Below are 26,170 nucleotides of genomic sequence, written 5' to 3' on the forward strand. Positions count from 1 at the left end.
AAAGACTGTCTCACTTTTGGGACAGTCTTTTTTGTTATACTGAATCGTTCTTCTCTTTTTTAAAATTATAATGATTGATCAGAATTCTGATCTCATTAAATTCAAAATCATTGGGCAATGCATTTTTCCATTCCGTTAAGGTTTCATGAGGGTTTTCGTAGAATTCTTTTTCAAAAGCTTTGATCTTATCCGAAGTGATCACTCTTGAAATGTCCAGCAATCCCTGTTCTGCAAATTTTGCCAAATGCCCGATTACTGTTTCTTTTACCAGACCTCTTTCCATGGCAATTTCTCCGATGGTTTTTCCCTGCTCAAATAATTGAAAGGTCAGAACCTGTGAAGGAACTTTTGCGATCTTTAAATTGATTTCTTTGTCATTTTTTTCATCTAAAAGCTTCGTTTCCAGCAGATGCACCTCTTTCAGGCTGTTCAGGTATTCTTCTGTATCTTCCAGCCAGTTCCTGAATTCTTCATTATACTGTTTCAGACCTTTTGCTCCTTTAATTTCAGCATAGAATTCTTTCAGCGGATTAAATACTTTGTCTCTGATTTCTGTGAAAAAGAAATTAACTGCCCCTTTGGTTTTGCTTTCAATCTCGGACCATTCTTCTTTATTTTCAATGAAATTATTCACCTTCTGGGAAATTACCCTTTCCAGTTTTTCAAAGATCTTCCCAAGGTTGACAATTTCGTGCTTCAGCTGAAGATACAGCTGGTTTGTTTTTACATGATCAATACTTTTTGTGGTAATAGACAGTTTATTCCACTCTTCCACTTCATTCAGAAACCACAGACAGTTGACGGTGCGAAGTACTTTTTTGATGCTGTAGTCGTATTTTTCGCGGTTCAGAATGGCTTCTACATTATCATTTGCAAGGGTACTTCCCTGAAACTGCAGAATTCTGCTGTCTTTAAAAATAACTTCAGGGGTAATTTTAGATTTCAAAACGATCCCTTCCAGTGTACGGCATCTGGACAGTGCAACATAAACCTGCCCGGCCGTAAAGCTTTTTCCGGCATCAATGATCACATTATCAAACGTTAACCCCTGGCTTTTATGGATGGTAACCGCCCACGCCAGCTTTATCGGAAACTGTTCGAAGCTTCCTAAAACCTCTTCTTTGATATTTTTTTCGGTATCCAGGAAATATTTTTTCTGTTCCCAGACCTCTCTTTTAACGGTAATTTCTCTTTCACTGCCATCAAGAACAACTTTAATCTCATTATCGTCCAAAGCAGAAATTTCTCCCAGTTTTCCGTTGAAATATTTTTTCTCACCGGTAATATCATTTCTGATGAACATGACCTGTGCCCCTACTTTCAGTTCTAAAAACTGCTCGTTCGGAAACTGGTTTTCTTTAAAATCTCCAAAGAGCTTTGCTTCATAGGTTTTAACGGTCAGATCAATTTCTTCAAGTTTTTCCTGATTGATCTCATCTGCCATTTTATTGTGTGAACACAGATAAACGTAAGATTCAGTTCCTGCCTTAAAATCGGGGTCATACCTTTTATTAAGATCCTCAAAATTGATATTGGCGACATCACCGTCGCGGATCGCGTTCAGAATATCCAGGAATTTTTCATCCGACTGTCTGTACACCTTCGTTAATTCAATCGTCAAAAGAGGAATATCTTTAATGGCATGACTGTCGAAAAAGAACGGTGACGGATAACAGATCTTTAAAATATGTTCATCTCTCACCACCGGTGGAAGCTGGTAAAGATCCCCAATGAACAGCATCTGCACCCCGCCGAACCGCTGGTTATTTCTTCTTATAAATCTCAGCGAGAAATCCATCATATCGAGAACATCAGCTCTCAGCATGGAAACCTCATCGATAATAAGCACCTCCACTTCTCTTAAAAGTTTAAGCTTGTCTTTTCTGTATTTGAAATGAGGCATCAGGTCGGCAATATTATTTGCCAAGCTGCCATCAATACGGTCTGTGGTCGGTAAAAAAGTCCTTAAAGGCAGTCCAAACATGGAATGGATGGTAACTCCCCCTGCATTAATCGCGGCAATTCCGGTAGGGGCAACCACAATATACTTTTTCCTCGTTTTCTTTACAAAATCATTAAGGAAGGTTGTTTTACCTGTTCCGGCCTTTCCCGTAAGAAAAACGCTTCTGTTCGTGTGCTCTATTAAGTCAAAAAAATGATTATTCATTGTGCTTCAAAATTACGGAAATGAATTTGATTTTCTTACCTTGGCACAACTTTTGAAAATTCTTTAACAGAAAATAATTTATGATGAAAAAAAGTTTCATTTATACTCCACTATTACTATTATGCGCTACATTTACCCTGGTTTCGTGCAATACATCCAAAAATGTCAATACCAATCTGCCTAAAGATATTTCTGAAAGACCCGCTGATGAAGACAGTCAAAAATATGAACAGGCTCAGCTGGATAGATTAAAAGCATCTATTGAATCTGAAGCATCCAAAGAAAAATGTACGGCTGCTTCGGAATGGACGTTTGCCCCAATGGGAGCCAAAGCCTGTGGCGGACCTCAGCAATACATCGCTTATCCTAAAAAAACAGAGACGACCATTCTCCCAAGAATTGAGGAATATACGCAGAAAGTAAAAGCCTTTAATGAAAAGTATAATATCACTTCTGACTGTATGTTGGTGATGCCTGCGACATCTGTTAAATGTATCAATGGAAAAGCCCAGCTTATAACAGCAGAGCAATAAAAAGAAAAAATCAAAGCAAAGGTTATATATCCTGTTGAAAAATCAACATATAAATCTCATTCAGGAGTTTATACTAAGGATTGAAAAAAGCTCTATCGGTATGATGGAGCTTTTATTTTGTTTTTTTGTAAAATGTAAAAAGTATAATGTATTACTAATTTGAGAGTAGATATCTGACATAAAACTTTTTTGATAGTAAATTGAGCAACTGTCAACAAGCAACTCTTTACTCTAATACTCTCAAACCCTGTAACTCAACTAGCTTCCCACTTCCAGATTTTCTTTATACCAAGAAGAATACTTTACGTAATTATCAGCAATTCTGTTGACTTCTCCTTCCAATAGTTGGGCAGAAATATCTTTAATTTTCTTTGCCGGAACCCCCCCCCAGACTTCTCCTGATTTAATATGGGTTCCCTGTGTCACTACAGAACCTGCTCCTACAATAGAATTTTCTTCTACCAGGCAGTCATCCATAACGATAGCTCCCATACCGATCAGTACGTTATCTTTAATGGTACAGCCATGAACGATTGCATTATGTCCGATGGAAACGTTATTTCCAATATTTAAAGGGTGTTTCAGATAAGTGCAGTGCAACATAGCATTGTCCTGAACATTTACTTTATCGCCCATCCTGATGTAATGTACATCTCCCCTGATCACTGCATTATACCAGATACTGCATTCCTTTCCCATCGTAACGTCACCGATAATGGTTGCCGTTTCTGCCAAAAATGTACCCTCTCCTATCTGAGGAGTTTTTCCTAAAAGTTCTTTTACAATTGCCATAATTTTAATTTGATAATTTGAAAATAAGTCAATTTGAAAGTAATAATTTTTGCAGCGGTCGCTTTTAACTTCTAATTTTAAATAACCGTGATAGCAAAAATCTAAATTCTAATCTTCAACTTCTAATTTCTAATTGCGTATTTTTGTATCTCAAATTTAACGAAAAAATGCGTACGATACTTATAGAACCAACTGAAAACCCGAAAGTGATGAAATTTGTCGCGGATTATAACCTGATCCCGGGCTCTTTAGAGTTGGACAGAAGTTCAGATATTTCAGAAATTCCTTTAGCTCAGGAACTTTTCAACTATCCTTTTGTGGAAAGAGTTTTTATTACAGCGAATTTTGTGGCTGTAGCAAAACAGGATACTGTAGAATGGGAACATGTAGCTGACAGCCTGAAAAATGTCATTGAGGATGAATTATTGGCCAATCCAAGAATTTACCTTCAGAAAAGAAAGGAAATGTATCAGATTTATGCTGAAATGACTCCTAATCCTAATGCGATGAAGTTTGTTTCCAGCAAACTGCTTATGGAAGGTTTTGTGGAAGTAAAATCGAGAGATAAATCCGAAGGCGTTCCTTTGGCTCAGGCTATCTTTAATGAATTTGATTTTGCAAAAGAAATTTTTATTTCAGATAATTTTGTTGCCGTAACCAGAGATGATTCTGTGGAATGGCACCAGGTAATGATGGCTGTACGAGGTTTTATTGCTGAGTATCTTCAGAGTGGCGGCGAAATTTCAAATCTTGAGCCTCAGAATCATGAAAACCCTGTTGAAAAGATCATCAACAGAGACTATACCGATGACGAGCAGAAAATTTCAGATATTTTAAATGAATATGTTGCTCCTGCAGTAGAGAATGACGGTGGTAAAATTTCCCTTATGGAGTATGACCAGGAAAGTAAAACTGCCAAAATGCTGTTACAGGGAGCCTGCTCAGGATGTCCAAGCTCTACAGCTACTTTGAAAAACGGAATTGAGAATATTTTAAAACAGTTCGTTCCGGATTTAGTGGAAAAAGTAGAAGCTGTAAACGGATAACTGTTCGTCAATGGTACCCGGAAAGAAAATCTTGGTCATTATTGGAAGTGCCACAAAAAATTCCAGCAATCTGAAATTAATAGAACAGGTTCTGGAAAAACATCCGGACACCGATTTCCGCATATATGATAATCTTTCTGCTCTTCCGCATTTTGACACTTCATTAACTGATACTGATACACCAGACGAAGTATTGAAGATCAGGGAAGAAATTGAAAATTCGGCAGGGGTCTTATTTTCTACTCCGGAATATATTTTCAGTATTCCGGGCAGACTGAAAAACTTATTGGAATGGTGTGTTTCTACCACTGTTTTTTCTGAAAAACCGGTTGCTGTAATTACAGCATCTGCCAACGGAGAAAAAGGGCATGAAGAATTGGTAATGATTCTGAAAACGCTTGGCGCCGGTACAGAAGATCAGCATCAGCTTTTAATAAAAGGGATAAAGGGTAAATTTAATGATAACGGCTTAGTTGAAAATAATACCTTTGCCCAAGTATCAACATTGATAACAGATTTCGAAAACGCTGTTTCATAATTAAAATTAAAAATATTGGATAAAAAAGGAATTTTACTGGTAAATCTTGGTTCTCCAAAATCTACGGCTGTAAATGATGTAAAGGAATATCTTGATGAATTTTTGATGGATGAAAAGGTCATCGATTACCGCTGGATCTTCCGCGCTCTTTTAGTTCAGGGAATTATTCTTAAAACAAGACCTGCAAAATCTGCAGAAGCCTATAAAACAGTTTGGACTGATGAGGGTTCACCTTTAATTGTCATTACTGAAAAAATCCAAAAGAAACTGCAGAAAGTAGTTGATGTTCCTGTGGAAATCGGAATGAGATATGCGGAACCGAGCATTGAAACTGGAATTCAAAAGTTAGTTGATCAGGGAGTTTCTGAGATCGTTCTGTTCCCACTGTACCCGCAATATGCGATGAGTACTACGGAAACGGTGATTGAAAAAGCAGAGGAAGTACGGAAAAAGAAATTTCCGAATGTAAAGATCAATTATATACAGCCCTTTTACAACCGGGAAATCTACATCAACTGTCTTGCGGAAAGTATTAAAGAAAAATTGCCTGAAAATTTTGACGTTTTACAGTTCTCTTATCATGGGGTACCGGAAAGGCACATTTATAAAACAGATCCTACAAAGACCTGTAATCTTAATGACTGCTGTTCAAGGGACACTAATCCGAGCCACCAGTTCTGTTACCGCCATCAGTGCTATAAAACAACAGAAGCTGTTATTGCCAAGATAGGGCTTCCCAAAGAAAAAACAATTGTTTCTTTCCAGTCGAGATTAGGAAAAGATAAATGGATAGAGCCTTATACGGATGAGACTTTAGAAACGATTCCTAAGAAAGGGGTAAAAAATCTGGCCATTGTCTGTCCTGCTTTTGTTTCCGATTGTCTGGAAACCCTGGAAGAGATTTCGGTAGAAGGTAAGGAACAGTTTCAGCATGGAGGCGGAGAAAATTTCCATTATATCCCGTGCCTGAATGATGAAGACCGCTGGATCGATGTAGTAAAGATACTCTGTGAGGAAAAACTGAATGATTTTTATCTGGTATAATTTCTCAATACATAAAGCAAAAGGGCCGCAAAATAAATTTTGCGGCCCTTTTTAGAAATATATTAAAATTATTTTTTGATTAGGTTTCCGGCTTTTTGTCCGTTAACCGTTACTACATATACTCCTGAAAGTATATTAGACGGAAGCCTAACATCTATTTTATTGTTACCTTCAGTAATCTTGATTTTTTCAGAAAGCTCTCTTTTTCCTGTCAGGCTAACTAGCTCAACAATTCCGTTTCCTTCTTTTCCGTTGAATTCAACCGTAAATTTATCGGTAGCCGGATTTGGACTGATCGTGTAAAGTAAAGTATCAGGAGCTGCCATTTTTCCTGCTGCCGAAGTACCTCCTCCAACACCTACTGCATTCCATGCATTGGTAACCTGCGTTACTTCGTTACTTCCGGCTCCATATAAGTCTGCTGCTGCCTGAAGTGAATACGTTCTGGCATTAGCAAAAGTAGAAGAAGAAACAAGGTAGCTGGTAAGTGTTCTGTAAGCAATAGCTCCGGCTTTATCCAATCCTATTCCGGAAACATTATAAGCAAAGCCTTTATCATTAGTTCCCGAACCTCCGGTTACCAGCAAATAGTACCAGAAGTTAAGAACTCCTGAATTGGTATGTACACCGCAATAATCATTATATCCTGGTAAATTTGGATTTCCCTGGGGAGTACAGGTGCTGCTCGCATCCTTCCAGTAAGTTCCTTTATAAGTATCAGGCTGGCTGTAAGCATTCGGGTTGGCCATATCTCTGATTACATAGCTGAAATCTTCCCCTAATTTCCAGTTTGCCTGTGTTGGTCTGGCCCAAAGTTCTATGGTATTCCCAAAAATATCGGAAAAACCTTCATTCAGAGCTCCGGACTCTCTTTGATAAGCAAGATTTGCTGTTTTAGTGGTTAAACCGTGAGTAATCTCGTGTCCGCAAACATCAAGAGCTGTTAATGGCTTGCCTCCGTTTGTAGTAGAGCTGCCGTCTCCGTAAGTCATTCTTGCTCCATCCCAAAACGCATTAAAATAATTCGTTGAGTAATGAACATAAGATTTTATGGCAAAATTATTATTATCTATACTTTTTCTTCCAAATTTCGTATATAAATAATCCAAAGTCATTTCAGCTCCCCAGTGGGCATCGGTAGCATATTGATCTTTATTTGTGTTTACGTTATTCCAGTTATTATCCGCGTCCGTAAAATCTACGGCTGATGAATAGCTGGTTCCTTTTCTCAGGTTATATGTTTCTACAGCGGTTCCTCCATTTCTTCCGGCTTCTCTTAATCTATAACTTCCGCTATACGAATCGGCAACAATAGATCTATTTCCGCTATAAGCCGTTGTAGCCGTTCCCGGAGCATTGGTTTCATGAATCAAAGCATTTGTTCCCAAAACATTACCATCTTTAGCATCTACAAAAACATATTGTCTGCTTAATGGCTTTTCTGCATAGATATCAAATTTGTATGCAAGCTTTACGTCTCCTATCTTTTCATCAGAAGGATCTGAATAATATACCAGCTCCCCTTTTGGAGCAAAGCTTGCATGAGCATTTTTAGATTCATTTTTAATGAATTCCTCTTCTTCTTTGTTCTGCCATTTATAAGAGTCGGCGCCTACAAAAGATAAGGCATTCTGTAATGCAGTACTTTCAGAAATATTTGCTTTTTTCTCTGCAGCAGTTTCCTTAAGTATCCATTTCCCGGTTTCTCCTACTATTTTCCCACCCTTAGTCTGTACAGCCATCATTCCATATTCTACAGGAATACCATTGATGGTCTGCTGGAATCTATGAGTCTCAAAACCTAATTGATCCTTTTCCAATCCCAACTTAAGCGACTGTCCTGGTGAAAGCCTTTGAGATGTTTCATTAAATAACACAGGCTCCCCTTTAAAAGCAGGACCATTTTTATCAAATCGCATGAATTCTGCATGAAGGCCGCTTTTACCCGGAATTAGTTTTGATGGAGTTTCCTGTCCAAAAGTAAAAGAGAAAGCTGCAACGCTTACTGCTAAGATAAATTTCGTTTTCATAAAAAATTTGTTTAATGTGAGACGAATTTATATGTTTTTCGTAATAAAACAATTAAATACATAAATAAAATTCAATAAATAAATAGAACAAATGTTTTAAATTAAAAATATTTTTTAAAACATTATAATTAATTGAAAATATTTTTATTCCTACAAAAACTATAGACTAATAATTTTTATATAATTCAACATTTTATGAAATATTTTTTTCAATATGCTTTGCATAGCAAAAGACTAACTTACAATCCCTTTAATTCCTTCTAAACTGTTTATTCATCATAACTTCAAAAAAAAACCATCTCTTATGAGACAGTTTTTTCTAAAAATTATTTTTACTTTGTATAAATCACTTTGCGCAGAATATTTGATAAAAAAAGGACAATTTATTCCCAATTATTTACCAATAGGAGTTCTGAATTCTCCATATCCCATAAGTCCGTCATAATTGCGTCCGAAAGGTGCATAATATAAAAATGCCTGATAAAGGTTTTCCGTCTGCCAGAAATTACCGTTTATTTCTCCAAAATTCAGAGATCCGTTGCTTTCTTTTGTGGCAAGTATGTAGTTGTAAAACCCTTGTTTCAGGAATATTTTAGCAATATATTTTTTACTGGCTGCATCGTACTGCATCTGATTTTCTTTGCCAGGTGTAAAATTATTGAAACCTCCAAGCACATAGATCTCTTTATCGACAGGATCAGAATCCAGAGAAAAATACACCCATGAATAATCGGCTTCCCTTTCGGCATTTCTTTCCAGTCCCAGATCATTTCTTCTATAGAACCATGCTCCGTTTACATCGGGCTGATACTGATAGTTCAGGGGAAAAGCCCATACCGGATGGAGATACGTATGATTCACTCCGTCCTTCAATTCTGTAGCACTTACCATATCGGCAGCCATATTCATATTCTTATTGTCGAAATAATAGAATTCGTTATTGCCGGGAAATGTTAAGTTCATCTGCTGAAAAAGAAGTTGGTTTCCTAATGTTGCACTTGGTTTCAGATTATTAACCACTTCATTAGGGTTGTTGTTCTGCATCACGTTCAAAGTCATGGAATTGACATTGGAAGAGAGGTCTCCCGCCTTTGAAGTCGCTTTCACCTCTATCCTTTGGTTGATATTCGGTTTTTTGGCATCTGCAATTCTTGAGACATTCAAAGCAACCGTGGCAGCATCTTCCACCAGATAAAAACGTTTTTTGAAAAGAGGTCTGTCAGCTGAATCTTTATAAACAATCAGCTCAAAATTTCCGGAAATCTTTGGCTGCATTTTCTCATTAGGGAAGGTAAGCTTGTAATGGGTATAAGCCTGTATGGTATTAAAAGAATATTCAAACTTATCCAAAAGCCCGTTTAAACTTCCATTGGCAATTTCTGTAAAAAACAAGTTGTCATCATTCCAGTTCCGGTCATAATGTTTGATCGTATACCTGTAGATCTCGCTGGCATTGGTAAGGTCGTCAAAGCTTAAAACCAGTTGTTCTCCGAATTTTATAACAGGCGTTTCATCGTTTGTCTGAGGGTTGAATAGTTGTATACTCTGGATGTTTTGTCCAAAAACCATTCCGCCCAAAGAAAGTAAAAGTATTCGCAAAGTTTTCATTATGACGAAGATAACGAAAAATCGGGATTTTCTTAATAATATCGTATTTTTGAAATAAAAAAATATCAGTTATGCTTCAGATCCAAGGCTTCGTATTCAATTTTGCCAGCGAAAATACTTATATCCTTTACAACGAAAATAAAAATGCCTGGCTGATTGATCCGGGAAATATGAATGAGCAGGAAACCAAAGCTATAGAAAGCTTTATTTCCGAAAACGGTCTGAAAATCGATAAGATTCTTCTGACTCATGCTCACATTGACCACGTTCTGGGTTTGCAGTGGGCTTTTGACATTTTCAAAGTTCCCGTTCATATGCATCAGGAAGATCAGGAAGTGCTGGACATGCTTCAGGCCAGCGGAATAAGATTCGGATTCTCTGTTGAATCCGTAAAAGCAGATATCAAATACATTAACGAAGGCGAAGTTCTTGAGCTGGACGGAGAAAAATTAAAAATCTATCATGTTCCCGGGCATTCTCCGGGAAGCGTAGTTTATCATAATGAAGAGCAGAAATTTATGATTTCAGGGGATGTTCTTTTTGAAGGAAGCATTGGAAGAACTGATCTTTACAAAGGAAATTATGACCAGCTTATCGACGGCATCACCAATAAATTATTTATTCTGGATGATGAGACAAAGGTTTTTTCAGGCCACGGCAATCCTACTACAATAGGATTTGAGAAACAGTATAATCCGTTTTTTAAATAAGGTTGGGTTTTGGAGTTGGAGAGTTTGAGAGTATTAGGGTATATGAGTTTAGCTTTGAGTTGCTGGTTGCTAAAATTACTACTAAAAGTCTCATATCTGAATTCAATATCTTATATCTGAAATTTTGTCTTTTGCCTCTTTCAATAAAAAATAAAAACCGCCGGAGATAATCAACTCTGGCGGTTCATTTATGAAGAAATAATATAAGTTTAGAAATCTAATGTGACAGACGCTCTTGCCGCGGCTCCCATAATTGGTCTTGCCATTCTGATATTTGTTCCTGCTGCAGTCTGGGATCTAGGATCTCCTTCGGTAATTCCAATCGTGTTAAAGATATTCGTTCCGTCTACTGCAAAACGTATTTTCCCTAGCTGATAAGACATTCCCGCCCCAACTTCAGTGAATGAAGGCAGAATATTATCATCCGTATTACCTTCGTTCTGGAAACGTTTTCCGTAGTAGTTCATGCTTACATAAGCTCTCCATTCTTTTGTGATGTTCACTGCAGGAGAAATATTGAAATAGAATTTAGGCATTCTTCTTACGGTGTTTCCATCGTAATCAAATGTAGTTCCATCCGCATTTTTCCCTACGAAATCTTTGTATTTCGGATTCTGGATAGTTCCGTTGAACGTCACTTCCAATATATTATTGAAGAGTCTTGTATATCCTTCGATCTCTACCCCAAAATTGGTGGTATTGGCGAATTTATTTTCTGAAGTCCCATCTGAAAATACATCCGTGAATGAAAGATTTTTAAGCGTAGAATAGAAAGGAATAATTCCGATATCAAAAGTACGCGAATAATATTTGTATCCCACTTCAAGCTGATTGGTATCAACGGCTTTGATAGCACTCAGATCTGACATATTATTATAGTAAGCTTCTTCATTCGGGGATCTGAAACCGTGAGAAAAACGTGCATATACAGCATTCCCTTTGTTGATCTTATAGTTTGCAGCCAATGTATAGGAAACCTTATTGATATCATAATACCAGTAAGTGTACTTATTGCCCAGTACCGCCATATTATCGTCAGCTGTTGTTGTTTCAAAACCGTGGGTTCCGTCGGTCGTTAAGCCTGAATTATTAAGATTCGCAGTTGTTGTATTCACTCCGTATCCTTTATAATAGTCGCGGCTGTAGCGCATTCCACCATTTAAGCTTAAGGCATCTGTAATGTTATAATCTAAATTTAAATACAGATCATTAAGACTTCCCTGAATCTGCGAATCCCTGATAAGGAAGGACATATCCGTAACACCATTGTAGGTTTTAGAATATCCAATATCTGAAGGACTCATTGATGGATTAACCAAATTTAAAAGCTGGGGTCTGTCTGAAGCTGTCGTTAAGATATTGCTCCAGTTCCAGTATTGGTGGGATTTCCAGTTTGATTTGTAGAAACCTGCGGTCACATTTCCTTTATCAAATTTATAATTCAGCTGAAGGTCATTTACAAAATTATTCATCTGCTTATCAATAGCCCAGAATCCTAATTTCTGTACATATTGAGGATTTATAACGGCACCATTACTCACCAGAGCGTATTGGTAATTGGACATCCCCATATTCTGAGCAAATTCAGAAGCCAGTTTAGGGGCTCCGGCAGGGAACATTCCGGTATATTCCATATTGATATTGGTGTATCTCGTTTTGTTCAAAACGCTGAAATTATTCCCAAGATCATATTTAAATTCTGCACCTACCACATCTACTTTCGGGTGGATTCCGTTTTCAAGATCTCTTTTGAAAAAACCTCCGCCGGCCTGTGGAATACTTAACTGGCTAATCGCTCTGTAGCTGTATGTTCCATAATTGGCATCGAAACCAGGAAATTCTTTCAGGTCGTTTCCATCCTGTAACAGAGGAATCGGAAGGTAGAATGTGTTCCTGTCATCCAGTTTTTTGTAATATACTTTTGCATAGCCTTTATCAAAGACATATTTAAGGTTCATTCTGATCTGGCCTCCATTGTTGGCTCTGAAACCTGTCTTTCTGATTCCGTTATCTGTTCTGTAGAAACCGCCAACATTAAAGAAAAGCTTATCCTGGACCAAAGCACCTCCTACGTTAATATCTGTACGCATCAATCCATAAGTACTGGTTTCCAGTTTAGCCGTCCCTTTAAAGTCATTGCTTCCTTCTTTAGTAATAAAGTTGATCAGACCTCCCGGAGAATTGGTTGCATAAATGGAACCGGACCCTCCCCTTAATGCTTCCAGCCTGCTTACAGAATTATCCACACGGAAGAAATTATCCGCATTGGCAAACTGAAGTGCTCCATCTTCAAAAACGGCAAGTCCGTCTTCCTGAACCTGCACAAATTCGTAAGCTCCCGCAGAAGGAATACCTCTTGCAAAAAGGTTGTTGCCTACTTCACCTCCGGAAGTTTCCACGGCAAAACCGGGAACTCTCTGTAAAAGCGCCGCAGCACTGATAGGATTCTGTTTCTGGATCTCTTTGGCCGTAAAGGTAGAAATAGCCGTACTGGATTCTATTTTCTTTTTCGGGCCGGAGCTCCCGGTAATAACGATCTGGTCTATAGAAGACGTTTTGATGGTGTCCTGAGGGGTTTCCTGGGCATACGCATTGTTAAAGTAAAGCGTAGCGGTGGCAGCCATTAAAAATATCGATCTTTTTTTCATAGCATGATTTTTATATAGTTAGTTTTGTTTTAATTTGAGATAGACCCCGTTTGTCCATCCGAATCCGTCCTGATTCGGGTATTCTCCGCCTCCCGCAATTGTTTCAGTGTCTAACGCGTTGTATTTTTCCATTAATTTTCCGGTGTTGCTGTATACCCTTTCAACATTCCCACACCAGTTGTTTTTTATTTTCTCAGCCAGTTCATCAAACCCATAGTTTTTCATTGCTTTAAAGCCTAACCACTGATATGGCGCCCATGCATTCGGAAGATCCCATTGCTGTCCGGTTTTTTTTGTGGTGGTTACAAGGCCTCCCTGATAAAGAAGCTTTTCAGCCATATGTTTAGCAACAGATTCTGCCTGGGTCTGGTCTGCCAGTTCAAGAAATAAAGGGTAAAGAGCAGCAATATGTTCAGACGGTGTGTTTTTGTGTTTTTTTAAGTGATAATCTTTATAACATTCAGTGTTTTCATCCCAAAAGTAGGTATTGATCATCTGTCTGCGTCTTGCTGCTCTTTCAGTAAAATAATTTTCTTTATCTGCCAGGTTCAGAAGCGCTGAGGATTTTGCAAGTGTCTTCTCCAAATGCCATAAAAGACAGTTCAGATCTACCTCCGCAATGTTCAGCGTTTCTATGGTCTGTATATGTTCTCCGTCTGCAAACCATCTGCTGGAAAAATCCCAGCCGGATTCGCAGGCACTTCTTATATTTCTGTAAAATTCTTCTCCTGCATTTTCGCTGTCTTCAATATCAATCAGATAGCTTTCAGGGCGCGGTGAATTTTCTGCATCATAATAACGGTTCAGAATATCTCCGTTCTTCGTTTTCGCCACTCTTTTTACACTGGAATCATTCTCCAGCCATTCTTCCCCGTTCATCCAGAAAGCATATTCTTTTTCTAAAGTATCATGGTATTGAGTATAAATTATTTCATCTTTTTGGGTTTCAAAAAGCAAATCCAGCATCAGCGAAAAATAGGGAGGCTGTGAACGGCTCAGAAAGTGCGTTCTGCTGGCATTGGGAACAAATCCTACATTTTGAATTAAGTAAGAACAGTTCTCTATAATATTTTCCATCATTTCTGTTCTTCCCGAAACCTGAAGACCCAGCATAATAAAATAGCTGTCCCAATAGAAAAATTCATTGAAACGGCCTCCCGGGACGATGTATGGCTTCGGAAGCTTCAGTAATGTTCCTTTTTCTTCGTAGGCAGTGCGGGTCAGTTCATCCCAAAGCTTTTCGATGTGCTGCTCAATCGGCAGCTGATCTTCTCTCTGGATTGATATTTTCGCTCCCAGAAAATCAAAATTCGCCATTACAAAATCTTTCAGATCAAATCCTTCACTATTCTTTTTCTTTTCATATTCTGCATTAATCTCCGAGACAGGAAACATCGGAACGGCATCGGTCATCATCTTCTGGTCTTCAAAGATCTGAGCTCTTTGCACATCATCAAAAAGAGCCTGAATTTCCTTTATGTAAAGCTGTTTATTCATTATTATTTCTTAGGATTTATTTTTAATTTGTTCATGAAAATAGCTGAGATAATCAGCAGTGAAAGCGGAATCAGTGAAAGATAAAATGCCTGCTGTCCGCTGAATTCCTGAAAAACAAAACCGGTAATCATGGAACCAATTGTTCCTCCAATTGCAGAAAAAACGACAATCAGTCCGGACATTGCACTGTGTAAATATTTTGGAATAGAGGCCAGAATCACAGAATTGATGCTTGGATAAATCGGTGCCAGCAAACCTCCCATCAGTGGAAATAAATACACCACAAGCGGAGCATTGAACCATCCCGTTCCTTCATCAATCTGAATATTATGGGTCAGTGGGAGAACCAATACAATACTGATGGCAAAACCGATTACGCAGAAAGAAACCACGTAGATCCAGCTGAATTTTTTAGAGAAAAAACCTGATAAAAATCTTCCCAGTGCAAAAGCTCCCGCCAGAACTGCTCCCGCCTGGATACTCATAGAAGTTGGAAGCTTCAGTATTTCTTTATAAAAAGTAGGCGTCCACGTCTGAAAACTCTGCTCTACCAGTACAAAAAGAAAAGCACACAAAAGAAAAAACAAAACTTTCTTATAACTGAATAAGCTTATACTGTTCTTCAGATCTCCCAACCAATCGGTTTTCTCACTTCTCGCTTCTTTTTCATTTAATTTTGAAAAGAATAAAAACAGAAATGATAATGCAGAAACTGCTCCCAGGACCCAATATACATTCAGCCACCGGGTAGATTTCGGATTGTGATCATCAATAAATAAACTGAAAAGTACATTTCCTGCAAGCACCCCTATCATGAAAAACCCTTCCAGAAATCCCATGAAGCTGGAATGTTCTTTATCTGTTTCTGTGACAAGACCAATCGATGTAAATACTGAGATTTTTATTAAGGCAAATGAAATTCCTACAATGGTAAATAATAATTTGAAAAACCAGAAATCATTGGCAAAAGGCATTACAAAACACATGCAGCTTACCAGAAAAAGGGCCACCAACATAGAATTTTTGATTCCTATTTTCGGAAGGAATGATGCCAGAATAAATGAACATATAGCGATCGGAAGGTCCTTAAATCCTTCCAGAATACTGGCTGAGGATTTTGAAATTCCGAAGTTCTGCTGTACCTGCAGAATAACTGTTCCCACGGAATTCAAAAGAATCGCGAAAACAAAATAATTCAAAAATAAGACAGCTTTGATATTGAAATTTTTCATGGAGATCATTTCTTGTCGGCTAAGATAGAAGCATTTCACTTAACATTAATTTAACACAATAAATCAATATTTGAACTATATTAATATAATTAGTATTTTTATAGGGTAAATACGATTAATCAGATGAAAGTTAGTTTTGAAAGAATAATTCCGGATGAAAAGAGCTCTTTCCGCACTTTGCACAACAATTCACCGATTTCAGAATTCAAATGGGAATATCATTACCATCCCGAAATTGAGCTTGTCTGCATTGTTTCCGGGAACGGAACCCGCCATGTTGGGTATCACAAAAGCAATTATACCAACGGTGATCTTGTATTAATCGGTTCCAATATTCCGCATTCAGGATTTGGATTAAATTCTACCGATCCTCATGAAGAAATTGTTCTTCAGTTCAGAGAGGAAATTCTTCAGTTTCCACAGCAGGAAGTGGAAGCCCGATCGATCAAAAATCTCCTGGAACTTTCAAAATACGGAATTCACTTTCATCATAAGACTAAAAAAGTATTGCTTCCCAAACTGAAACTGATGTTGGAATCAGAAGGCTACAAAAGATATCTGCTCCTGCTTGAAATTTTATTTGAACTTTCAAAATGTAAGGATTATGATCTTTTGAACAAAGAAATTATGCCATATACCATTATCTCAAAAAACAAAACAAGGCTGGAAAATATCTTTACGTACGTTGAACATCACTATGATCAGGAAATCAATATTGAAGATGTTGCGAAACTCGCCAACCTTACGCTTCCGGCTTTCTGTAATTTTTTCAAAAAGGCTACCCAGATCACGTTTACGGAATTTGTCAACCGATACCGTATCAATAAGGCGTGTCTGCTGATGGCTCAGGATATGAGTATCTCAGAATGCAGTTACAGCTGCGGCTTTAATAACGTAACCTATTTTAACAGGATGTTTAAAAAGTATACTGAAAAGACACCTTCGGAGTTTATTAAGAATTATTCGCATAATAAGGTGAGTGTGGATTTCAAGGTTGAAAATGAGGTTAAGGTTAAGGCTGGTTTTTAAAAACAATTTGAATTTTTTAGCGAAGTCATACTGAGCGAAGTCGGAGCATATTTTTATAGAATATCATGAATATTCCCCGCAAATCAAACTGATTATGCAGAGGTTTATAAAAAAAAAACTGCTCTTGAAAAGAACAGCTTATACATATATATATGATGGTTAAAATCAACCATTCACTATAATATTATTTCCATTTGATATTACAACCCATGCTTGGTCTTTGAATTTCTTCCTGCGGTTCTCCCAACAAAAGGTTTTCAAAAGCGATGATCAGATCTTCTCCGGTTACATCTTTATTGTTCCCAGGTCTTGAATCATCCATCTGTCCTCTATAGATAAGGTCCAGCTTATCATCAAAGAAATAGAAGTCCGGTGTGCAGGCAGCATCATAAGCTTTGGCTACGGCTTGGCTTTCATCATACAGATAAGGGAAATCGAAATTTCTTTCGATCTGGAATTCTATCATTTTCTCCGGAGCATCAGCCGGATATTTTTCTACATCATTGGCATTGATCGCAATGAATTCAATCCCTTTATCATTATAATCTTCATACAGTTCGTTGATCTTGTCGATCACGTGAAGAACAAACGGGCAATGGTTGCACATAAAGATCACCAGTGTTCCTTTTTCACCTTTCAGTTCTTCCAGAGATTGGATCTCGTTAGTCTTTGAAGGGTTAGGAAGTTCGAAAAACGGAGCTTTGGTTCCTAGAGCCAGCATATTAGAGGGAGTATTCATATCCTTTATTTTCTTTATCCGCAAAGATAAAGTTTCTTTTAATATAAAGCCAATTCAGGAATTTATAAACTTGCGTTAAATGTTAATTTTTAAATAATATTTGGAAGATATATCAAAAAGTTTGTAGTTTTGCTAACACTGTTAGTAAATAAAAAATCATGGGCCTACATGAACGTCGTCAAAGAGAGAAAGAATCCATCCGTGCAAATATTTTGCAGGCGGCTTTCGGTTTGGCTAAAACAGAGGGCTGGGCATCACTTTCGATGCGGAAGATTGCAGATGCTATTGAGTACAGTGCTCCTGTAGTCTATGATTATTTTGAAAACAAAGAAGCAATTTTGTATGAAATTTCTTTAAATGGCTTTCACTGTCTTCACATAGAACTGTTAAAAGCCCAGAGAAAATTTGACACCCCTGAAGAGCAGCTTATTGCCATAGTAGATGCCTACTGGAATTTTGCTTTTAAAAATAAAGAATACTATCAGCTGATGTTCGGTTTAGGAATGCAATGCAGTGGAAAAGGTCAGATGAAGGAAGAGTTTTCATCATTCCAGGACCTTATTTACGAGTGTACCTATAATATTATTAAAAAGAACGGATCTAATCCGGACAATGCCTGCCATATGTCACATGCTTTATTTTCGGCAGTGCATGGACTGATCTCCATTATGATGATGCGTAATACGGATATTCCTTCTACAATGAATAAAACGACTTTAGACGAAACAGTTTCTGCTTTTGTTAAGTCTTTGTAATTTTTTTTTGAATCAAAAATTAACACCGTTAGGAAATATAACATCAAATATCAGTAAATTATCAGTTAAAAACTAAAAAAAGTAACATGAAAACTATCACTCTATATTTCAGGATAATTTTTCCAACCACTTAACACTGTTAGATAAATTAACACACATTTAATACACCTCATTTATATCAACTTCAACATTAAAAAACAGACAGCAATTATGAAAATGACGATCTGACTCCTTTATTAAAAATTCTGGAATTTTTTTTGAACCAAATATTAACACCGTTAGGAAAAATAACAGAATTTATTAAAAGAACACTATTACTTAAATCTAACACTTCATTAAAAAAATTAAACCAACAATGAAAATACCTGGAAAAATAAGGTTTATTGTACTTATATCAAGTATTATCCTTTTGCAGAACTGTACCCAAGCAGCAGAAGGTTCCAATGCAGCACCGCCTGCTCCGGAACTTCCGGTTTACACCGTGATCACCTCTCCAGCTACAACATATCAGGAATTCCCTACCGCACTGGAAGGTAAAAACAACGTAGAGATCAGATCTCAGGTAGATGGGTACCTGGACAGAATCTACGTAGAAGAAGGCGCTTACGTAAGAGCCGGACAGCCATTATTTAAAATAGATTCAAGAGCCTATGGCGAGCAAATGAATATGGCTCAGGCTAATTTACAGGTGGCCAATGCCAATATTCAAAAGGCTAAAGTGGAAGTTGACAGACTTCAGCCGCTGGTAGAGGCAAAAGTGGTTTCTGATGTACAGATGAAAACAGCAAAAGCCAATTATGCAGCTGCCGTGGCCGCCGCATCACAGGCAAAAGCATCTGTAGGAGGTGCCAGAATTAATGTAGGATTTACCACCATTACAGCACCGGTAAGCGGATATATCGGAAGAATTCCTTATAAAAAAGGAAGCCTGATTTCAAGAGCAGATCCTAATCCATTGACCCTATTATCGGACATCAGCGAAATCTACGCCTATTTTTCTTTAAGTGAACTGGATTTTATCGCGTTTCAGAATAAATATTCAGGAGCCAGCTTAGACGAAAAACTGAAAAATATGCCAATGGTAGACCTGGTGATCGCAGACAACAGTACGTATCCTGAAAAAGGAAAAATGAGTATTGTAGACGGCCAGTTTGATAAAACCACCGGAGCCATCACCGTGCGTGCGGTTTTTCCTAATGCAAAAGGTGCTCTAAGAACAGGAAACACAGGAAGAGTGCGCATGCCACAGATGCTTTCCAATGCTGTGGTGATCCCGCAGGAATCTACTTTTGAAATTCAGGACAAAACCTATGTCTATATTTTAGGCAAAGACAACAAAGTAACCAGCAAACCGGTAAAAATCTCAGGAAAAACCGAAAGCTATTACTTTATTTCTGAAGGACTTTCTCCGGGTGAGAAAATCGTATACACCGGAATCGGAAACTTAAAGGACGGAGCTTCTATCAAGCCGAAAGTAATTTCATCTGACAGCTTATTGAGAGCTAAACCTTTGTAACTGTTCCTAATACAGAAGACTTAAAAAAATAAACTTCTTATGTTAAAACAATTTATAGAAAGACCGGTACTTTCAACGGTCATCTCCATCATACTGCTATTGCTGGGAGCACTTTCGGTTTTCAACCTGCCGATTACCCTGTTTCCGGATATTGCACCTCCCAGTGTTCAGGTAACGGCATTTTATCCGGGAGCGAACGCTGAAGTTGTAGCCCGTTCGGTTGCTGTTCCTATTGAAGAAGCGGTAAACGGAGTTGAGAATATGACTTATATGACCTCCAACTCAAGTAATGACGGTACCATGACCCTGAGTGTATTCTTCAAACAGGGCTCAGATGCGGATAATGCCGCAGTAAACGTCCAGAACCGTGTATCCAAAGCGATGAGCCAGCTTCCTCAGGAAGTAGTTCAGGCCGGGATCTCTACACAGAAAGTCCAGAACAGTATGATTATGTTCATGGGGCTGTCAAGTGATGATCCTAAACAATATGACGAGCTTTTTCTTCAAAACTACCTGAAGATCAATGTCATTCCACAGATACAGCGTATCCCGGGTGTTGCGCAGGCTCAGGTTTTCGGGACGAGGGATTACTCGATGAGAATTTGGTTAAAACCGGACAGATTAGCCGCCAATAACCTTTCTCCACAGGAAGTAATGGCTGCTATCAAAGACCATAACCTTGAAGCTGCGCCGGGACGTCTCGGACAGGGAAGTAAGGAAACTTACGAGTATATTTTAAAGTATAAAGGAAAATTAAGCAAAAACGAAGACTACGAAAATATTGCTATTAAAGCCAATAATGACGGTTCATTTTTGAGATTAAAAGATGTAGCCAGAGTAGAATTCGGTTCCTATACCTATACAGCAGCCAACAGAGTGGACGGTAAACCTGTAGCAGGTTTCGCAATCCTTCAGACTGCAGGTTCCAATGCGAATGAAATTTTAACTGAAATTGAAAAACAGGTTGATCAGTTTTCGACTACCCTTCCAAAAGGAGTAAAGCCGATTATCATGTACAACTCCAAAGACTTCCTGGACGCCTCTATACATCAGGTAGTGGAAACTCTGATCATTGCATTTATCCTGGTATTTATTGTGGTGTACATCTTCCTTCAGGATTTCAGATCTACATTGATTCCTGCGATTGCAGTTCCGGTAGCCATTATCGGTACCTTCTTCTTCCTGCAGTTATTTGGATTCAGTATCAATATGTTGACATTGTTCGCATTGGTACTCGCCATCGGTATTGTAGTAGATGATGCCATCGTGGTGGTAGAAGCGGTACATTCCAAAATGGAACAGACAGGTATGCCTGTAGAGCAGGCCACTACAAATTCCATGAGTGAAATTTCCGGAGCCATTATTTCCATTACACTGGTGATGTGTGCTGTATTTATTCCGGTTGGTTTCATGCAGGGTCCTGCGGGAGTTTTCTACAGACAGTTTGCCTTTACATTGGTGATTGCAATCATGATTTCAGCAGTAAACGCATTGACATTAAGCCCGGCTTTATGTGCATTATTCCTTAATGATCCTCAGGGAGAACATGGCGAGCACGGTCATAAAAAAGGTTTTGGAGCGAAATTCTTCAACGCATTCAATGTGGCCTTTAATAATATGACCAGAAAATATATCTACAGCCTGAAGTTTTTGATCAAAAATAAATGGGTTGCAGTTGGAGGTCTTGCTTTGATCATTGCTTCAAGTATTTTCTTGATTAATAAAGCTCCTACAGGATTTATTCCAACAGAAGACCAGGGATTTGTTCTGTATGCCGTGAATACTCCTCCGGGAAGTTCACTGGACAGAACGAACAGAGCGACTGAACAGATTGATAAAATTGTAAATGCTGAAAAAGCCATGAATCACCTTTGGGTAGCCGATGGGATGAACTTTATCAGTAATGCCAACGCCTCCCCTTATTCTGCCGGTTTTATCAAACTGAAAGATTATAAAGACCGCGGCGAAATGAAAGATCCCGACCAAATTGCTGCTGCATTGACAGGGAAAGTGTCACAGGTGAAAGATGCCAATGCTTTCTTCTTCAATTTCCCAACAGTACAGGGATTTGGTAACGTTTCCGGATTTGAATTTATGCTTCAGGATAAAACGAACGGTTCTTTTGAACAGTTGGGAACAACAACCCAAGCCTTCATCGGTGAACTGATGAAACGTCCGGAAATTGCGTTTGCCTTTACAACTTATGCTGCCGGAAACCCGCAATATACAATTGATGTGGATTCGGATAAAGCCAATCAGCTGGGAGTTTCCATAACAGAATTGATGCAGACCATGCAGATCTATTACGGAAGTAGCTTTGTTTCGGATTTCAACAGGTTCGGAAAATATTACAGAGTAATGGCTCAGGCAGATATTCCTTACCGTACAGATGCTAATTCTCTGGAAGGAATTTATGTTAAAAATAATTTAGGTGAAATGGTTCCTGTAAAGACTCTGGTTACTTTAAAAAGAACTTTCGGGCCTGAAACCGTAACAAGAAATAACCTCTTCAATGCAGTAACCATCAATGGAACTCCTAAACCTGGCTACAGTACCGGAGATGCCATTAAAGCTGTAGAAGAAGTGGCTCAGAAATCACTTCCGAGAGGTTTCGGATACGAATGGACGGGAATTACCCGTGAGGAAATCAAAACAGGTGGCCAGACTGCATTTGTATTCATGTTAAGTATACTATTTGTGTATTTCTTATTGGCTGCCCAGTATGAAAGTTACATCCTTCCGTTTGCTGTTATTTTAACAGTTCCTACAGGGATTTTCGGAGTATTTGCTTTCACTGGACTAGCGGGAATTGACAATAATATTTACGTTCAGGTAGGTTTGATCATGCTGGTCGGGCTGTTAGCGAAAAATGCGATCCTGATTGTAGAGTTTGCCGTTCAGAGGAGAAAAGCAGGAAAAACACTGATTGAATCAGCTCTTCAGGCTTCAAGATTACGTTTGAGACCTATTCTGATGACCTCATTTGCCTTCATTATCGGTATGCTTCCGTTGGTTTGGACACAGGGTGCTGCGGCAAAAGGTAACCACTCTATCGGTATCAGTACCGTAGGGGGAATGTTTACAGGAGTGGTATTCGGGATTTTCATCATTCCGGTAATGTATGTGATTTTCCAATATCTGCATGAAAAAATGCCGAGCAGAAAAAAAAGAAGACTTCTGAAAAAACAGCAGGAAGAACTTTTGGTAACAGCTCATTAATACATATGATATACAAAACTTTGAGATATTAAAACCATATTTTTTATAACCATTAAGGTTTTTATTAAGAGATTAAGAATATTAAGATGAGCTCCGTTTTAAGTGATGCGGACTTAAAAATCATTTGATTTTCTTAACCAAGCTTAATTTCTTCAATATTCTTAATGGTTCAAAAACAAGCAAAGTAACTCTCCTACTAAAGACCTCTTTGCAATAAAAACTTCTCAAAGTTTTGTTTTCAATAAAAATTCTATTTAAAACTATGAAAAGAATTAAGAATTTTCTTCTAACACTTATATTGGCTTTGGGCGCGGTTTCGTGTGTGTCAAAACTGGCATACACGGAGCCGGACCTTCAGCTCCCGGAAAAATTCCAATACACAGCAACTGCCGATACAGCAAGTGTTGCCAACCTGGAATGGAAACAGTTTTTCAGCGATCCTATTTTACAGGGATTGATTGAAAAAGGAATAAAAAATAACTATGATCTGCAGATTGCTTTAAAACAGGTAGCTTCTTCACAGGAAAAACTAAAACAGGCAAAATATCTTCAGTATCCTGATGTGGGTTTTGCGGTTTCCGCGCAAATTTCAAAGCCTTCGGAAAACAGCATGAACGGGAAAAGCTTAAATTCATTTTTAGGTCAGAGCCACGTTGAAGATTATAATGCGGCATTCAATCTTTCATGGGAAGCTGATATCTGGGGAAAGATCAAAAACCAGCAGGAAGTTTCAAGAATGCAGTATCTGCAGACTTATGAAGCTACGAAAGCAGTACAGACCCAGGTGGTAGCAGCGATTGCCCAGGGATATTATAACCTGCTGATGCTTGACAAACAATTAACTATTGCAAAATCAAATTTAGAATTAAGCAGTAATACTTTATCAATTACTGAAAAAATGTGGCAAAGCGGCGATACGTCTTCTTTAGGCGTTCAGCAGGCTACGGCCCAGAAACAGTCAACGGAGCTACTGATTACTCAACTGGAACAAAATATTGCGATCCAGGAAAATGCTTTGAGCATTCTTGTAGGTGAAAATCCAACAAAAATCAACAGAACGATTGAAATGTCCGACACTTCTCTTCCACAGGATATCTCGGCAGGACTTCCGGCAGCCATGGTAAGCCGTCGTCCGGATGTCCGTCAGCAGGAACTTGTTTTGTTGGAATCCAATTCAATGGTGGGAATTGCACAGGCTAATATGTATCCTGCCTTGAAAATTACAGCAAGCGGAGGTGTGAATTCATTTAAAATTGATAACTGGTTCCAGATTCCTGCCTCTCTTTTCGGATCTGTATTGGGAGGAATTACCCAGCCAATTTTTCAGAAAAGACAGTTGAAAACCGATCTGAATGTGGCTAAAATCCAAAGAGAGAAAAACGTTCTGGCGTTCCGTCAATCTGTTTTAAATGCAGTGGGTGAAGTTTCCGATGCTTTGGTTTCTAATGAAAGCTTAAAAGTTCAGGAACAAAAAGCTACAGAACAGGTAACCACGTTAAAAAACGGAATAAAAAGTGCCGAAATGCTTTATAAAGGCGGTATGGCCAATTACTTAGAAGTGATTACAGCTCAGGGAAATTCTTTACAGGCTGAACTGAATCTTGCGTCCGTAAAAAGACAGAGACTGAGCAGCATTGTAGATCTTTACAGAGCGCTTGGCGGCGGTTGGAAGTAGTAAATTTAATTATATTGTTTTTAGTACGGTCTCTGGTTTTCGGGGACCGTTTTTTTAACGTAGGCTTACTGTGAAAAAGTGTCATTTTGAGATTTGCAAAGATTACGGCAGAGCCGTTGATTAAGCGACCTGATACGCCCGCTTAATCGAATCAATTGAAATTGATTCTCTCTTTGCTCCTTAAATAAATATATGCTATAATAATTAAAACTTTGCGTTCCACCGAATTAGCACTTATAAATTACTGTTTTAACCATTAAGTTCATTGAAGCAATTAAGTTAGAAGAAAATCAATGGATTATTAAGCCTGTACTACTTAAAGTGCAGCTCATCTTAATATTCTTAAAACTTAACCAATCCTTAATGGTTTAAATATCCTGAGATTTATTTTTGGAACTGCTCCGCGATCCATTGAAGAAGCCCATCAAAATCCTCTTTTGAATAACCCAATGGTAAATAGTGAATATCATCTGCTTTTCTGTACCATGTCAGCTGGCGTTTTGCATATCTGCGGCTGTTTTTTTTGATTTCCGAAACAGCAAATTCAAGCTCCCATTCTCCATCAAAATATTTGAATAATTCTGCATATCCAACAGTTTTCAAAGCCGTAAGATCTTTAAACTTTTCTAAACTTTCCGCTTCCGCCAAAAGTCCTTTTTCCATCATGACATCTACCCTTCTGTTGATCCTGTCGTAAAGATCTTCTCTCGGAGCTTCAATTCCGATACGCATCACATTAAAATGTCTGGAATCCTGGGAAACAGCAATCTGTTCGGAATATTTTTTGTCCGTCTGCCAGATCACGTCAATAGCCCGTAAAAGTCTTCTGTGGTTGTGGAAATCTACGACTTCAAAATACTCGGGATCGAGTTCTTTGAGGATTTGCTGAAGCTTTTCGATTCCTTCGGTATCAAGAATTTCCTGCAATTTTTTCTGATTGTTTTCATCAGCTTCAGGCAGATCATTCAGACCTTCAATCACTGCTTTTTCATACATCATGCTTCCACCCACTAAAATAACGGTGTCGTGATTCAAGAAAAGTTCATTGAGCTTTTTCAAAGCATCTTCCTCATACTGCCCGATGGAATAATATTCCTGAACCGAAAGATTCCCGATAAAATGATGGGGTGCCTCCGCCAGCTCTTCTTCCGAAGGTGACGCTGTTCCTATTTTCATTTCTTTAAAAAACTGGCGGGAATCACAAGAAACAATTTCAGTATCGAAATGTTTTGCCAGATCAATTGCCAATTTCGTTTTACCTATTCCAGTGGGTCCTACAATAGAAATCAGATTTTTCATATGTAGTTTATCTATTTATTTTTTTAAAGGTCATATGGAATATTAAATCTTCATCATTAATTGTGGTTTCCAAATCACTGCGATTTCACAGTG

Annotated in this window: 19 protein-coding genes; 10 read left to right on the top strand and 9 right to left on the bottom strand. The window is 38.2% G+C overall.

Features of this window, described 5'->3' with window-relative positions; genetic code table 11:
• Positions 1-34: 34 nt before the first annotated feature.
• Entirely contained in the window at positions 35-2,167 is a 2,133-nt protein-coding gene (locus tag J4Q03_RS00745) for a helix-turn-helix domain-containing protein (RefSeq protein ID WP_426046339.1), read from the bottom strand.
• 80 nt (positions 2,168-2,247) lie between these two features.
• On the opposite strand from J4Q03_RS00745, the gene J4Q03_RS00750 reads away from it, so the two are divergent.
• Positions 2,248-2,700 carry a hypothetical protein gene (locus J4Q03_RS00750; protein WP_426046340.1) on the top strand — a complete coding sequence of 151 codons (453 nt, stop codon included), beginning with the start codon at positions 2,248-2,250 and terminating at the stop codon, positions 2,698-2,700.
• Between the two features lie 258 nt (positions 2,701-2,958).
• Here the strand turns inward: J4Q03_RS00750 and J4Q03_RS00755 are convergent, their stop codons facing one another.
• Entirely contained in the window at positions 2,959-3,492 is a 534-nt protein-coding gene (locus J4Q03_RS00755; RefSeq protein ID WP_426046341.1) for a gamma carbonic anhydrase family protein, read from the bottom strand.
• A gap of 167 nt (positions 3,493-3,659) precedes the next feature.
• Here J4Q03_RS00755 and J4Q03_RS00760 point away from each other — a divergent pair, with 167 nt between their 5' ends.
• Genes J4Q03_RS00760 through hemH form a run of 3 tightly spaced genes read left to right on the top strand, consistent with a single transcriptional unit; the run spans position 3,660 to position 6,120 of the window.
• Positions 3,660-4,538, top strand: a complete 879-nt coding sequence (locus tag J4Q03_RS00760; RefSeq protein WP_426046342.1) for a NifU family protein — start codon at positions 3,660-3,662, stop codon at positions 4,536-4,538.
• 10 nt (positions 4,539-4,548) lie between these two features.
• Entirely contained in the window at positions 4,549-5,076 is a 528-nt protein-coding gene (locus J4Q03_RS00765; RefSeq protein ID WP_426046343.1) for an NADPH-dependent FMN reductase, read from the top strand.
• A 15-nt stretch (positions 5,077-5,091) separates the two neighbouring features.
• Positions 5,092-6,120, top strand: a complete 1,029-nt coding sequence (gene hemH, locus J4Q03_RS00770; protein WP_426046344.1) for a ferrochelatase — start codon at positions 5,092-5,094, stop codon at positions 6,118-6,120.
• Positions 6,121-6,188: 68 nt separating this feature from the next.
• Here the strand turns inward: hemH and J4Q03_RS00775 are convergent, their stop codons facing one another.
• Together J4Q03_RS00775 and J4Q03_RS00780 are read right to left on the bottom strand one after the other, a co-directional pair.
• Entirely contained in the window at positions 6,189-8,150 is a 1,962-nt protein-coding gene (locus tag J4Q03_RS00775) for a M4 family metallopeptidase (protein WP_426046345.1), read from the bottom strand.
• Between the two features lie 393 nt (positions 8,151-8,543).
• On the bottom strand, positions 8,544-9,758 hold the full coding sequence (locus tag J4Q03_RS00780; protein ID WP_426046346.1) for a type IX secretion system plug protein domain-containing protein: 1,215 nt from the start codon (positions 9,756-9,758) through the stop codon (positions 8,544-8,546).
• 71 nt (positions 9,759-9,829) lie between these two features.
• Here J4Q03_RS00780 and J4Q03_RS00785 point away from each other — a divergent pair, with 71 nt between their 5' ends.
• The gene (locus J4Q03_RS00785) at positions 9,830-10,468 is read left to right on the top strand and encodes an MBL fold metallo-hydrolase (protein WP_426046347.1); all 639 of its coding nucleotides are present in this window, start codon (positions 9,830-9,832) and stop codon (positions 10,466-10,468) included.
• Positions 10,469-10,677: 209 nt separating this feature from the next.
• On the opposite strand, the gene J4Q03_RS00790 is transcribed toward J4Q03_RS00785, so the two are convergent.
• Genes J4Q03_RS00790 through J4Q03_RS00800 form a run of 3 tightly spaced genes read right to left on the bottom strand, consistent with a single transcriptional unit; the run spans position 10,678 to position 15,845 of the window.
• Complete coding sequence (locus J4Q03_RS00790) at positions 10,678-13,116, bottom strand: TonB-dependent receptor (protein ID WP_426046348.1); 2,439 nt, start codon at positions 13,114-13,116, stop codon at positions 10,678-10,680.
• 18 nt (positions 13,117-13,134) lie between these two features.
• The gene (locus tag J4Q03_RS00795) at positions 13,135-14,613 is read right to left on the bottom strand and encodes a trehalase family glycosidase (RefSeq protein WP_426046349.1); all 1,479 of its coding nucleotides are present in this window, start codon (positions 14,611-14,613) and stop codon (positions 13,135-13,137) included.
• A gap of 2 nt (positions 14,614-14,615) precedes the next feature.
• Positions 14,616-15,845, bottom strand: a complete 1,230-nt coding sequence (locus J4Q03_RS00800) for an MFS transporter (RefSeq protein WP_426046350.1) — start codon at positions 15,843-15,845, stop codon at positions 14,616-14,618.
• Between the two features lie 123 nt (positions 15,846-15,968).
• Between J4Q03_RS00800 and J4Q03_RS00805 the strand changes: the two genes are divergently transcribed.
• Positions 15,969-16,874 (top strand): AraC family transcriptional regulator, encoded by a 906-nt coding sequence (locus tag J4Q03_RS00805; protein WP_426046351.1) that lies wholly within the window; start codon positions 15,969-15,971, stop codon positions 16,872-16,874.
• A 184-nt stretch (positions 16,875-17,058) separates the two neighbouring features.
• On the opposite strand, the gene J4Q03_RS00810 is transcribed toward J4Q03_RS00805, so the two are convergent.
• Entirely contained in the window at positions 17,059-17,613 is a 555-nt protein-coding gene (locus J4Q03_RS00810; protein ID WP_116012744.1) for a thioredoxin family protein, read from the bottom strand.
• Positions 17,614-17,771: 158 nt separating this feature from the next.
• Here J4Q03_RS00810 and J4Q03_RS00815 point away from each other — a divergent pair, with 158 nt between their 5' ends.
• The 4 genes from J4Q03_RS00815 to J4Q03_RS00830 all read left to right on the top strand — a co-directional run bounded on the left by J4Q03_RS00815 (position 17,772) and on the right by J4Q03_RS00830 (position 24,778).
• Positions 17,772-18,368 carry a TetR/AcrR family transcriptional regulator gene (locus J4Q03_RS00815; protein ID WP_111960491.1) on the top strand — a complete coding sequence of 199 codons (597 nt, stop codon included), beginning with the start codon at positions 17,772-17,774 and terminating at the stop codon, positions 18,366-18,368.
• Between the two features lie 355 nt (positions 18,369-18,723).
• Positions 18,724-19,884 carry an efflux RND transporter periplasmic adaptor subunit gene (locus J4Q03_RS00820; protein ID WP_426046352.1) on the top strand — a complete coding sequence of 387 codons (1,161 nt, stop codon included), beginning with the start codon at positions 18,724-18,726 and terminating at the stop codon, positions 19,882-19,884.
• A gap of 39 nt (positions 19,885-19,923) precedes the next feature.
• Positions 19,924-23,103 (top strand): efflux RND transporter permease subunit, encoded by a 3,180-nt coding sequence (locus tag J4Q03_RS00825; RefSeq protein WP_426046353.1) that lies wholly within the window; start codon positions 19,924-19,926, stop codon positions 23,101-23,103.
• Between the two features lie 262 nt (positions 23,104-23,365).
• Positions 23,366-24,778 (top strand): efflux transporter outer membrane subunit, encoded by a 1,413-nt coding sequence (locus J4Q03_RS00830; protein ID WP_426046354.1) that lies wholly within the window; start codon positions 23,366-23,368, stop codon positions 24,776-24,778.
• A 384-nt stretch (positions 24,779-25,162) separates the two neighbouring features.
• Here the strand turns inward: J4Q03_RS00830 and miaA are convergent, their stop codons facing one another.
• Entirely contained in the window at positions 25,163-26,077 is a 915-nt protein-coding gene (gene miaA, locus J4Q03_RS00835) for a tRNA (adenosine(37)-N6)-dimethylallyltransferase MiaA (RefSeq protein WP_426046355.1), read from the bottom strand.
• Positions 26,078-26,170 lie beyond the last annotated feature (93 nt).

It is taken from the genome of Chryseobacterium sp. NFX27 (genome assembly GCF_049887855.1).
GTDB lineage: Bacteria > Bacteroidota > Bacteroidia > Flavobacteriales > Weeksellaceae > Chryseobacterium.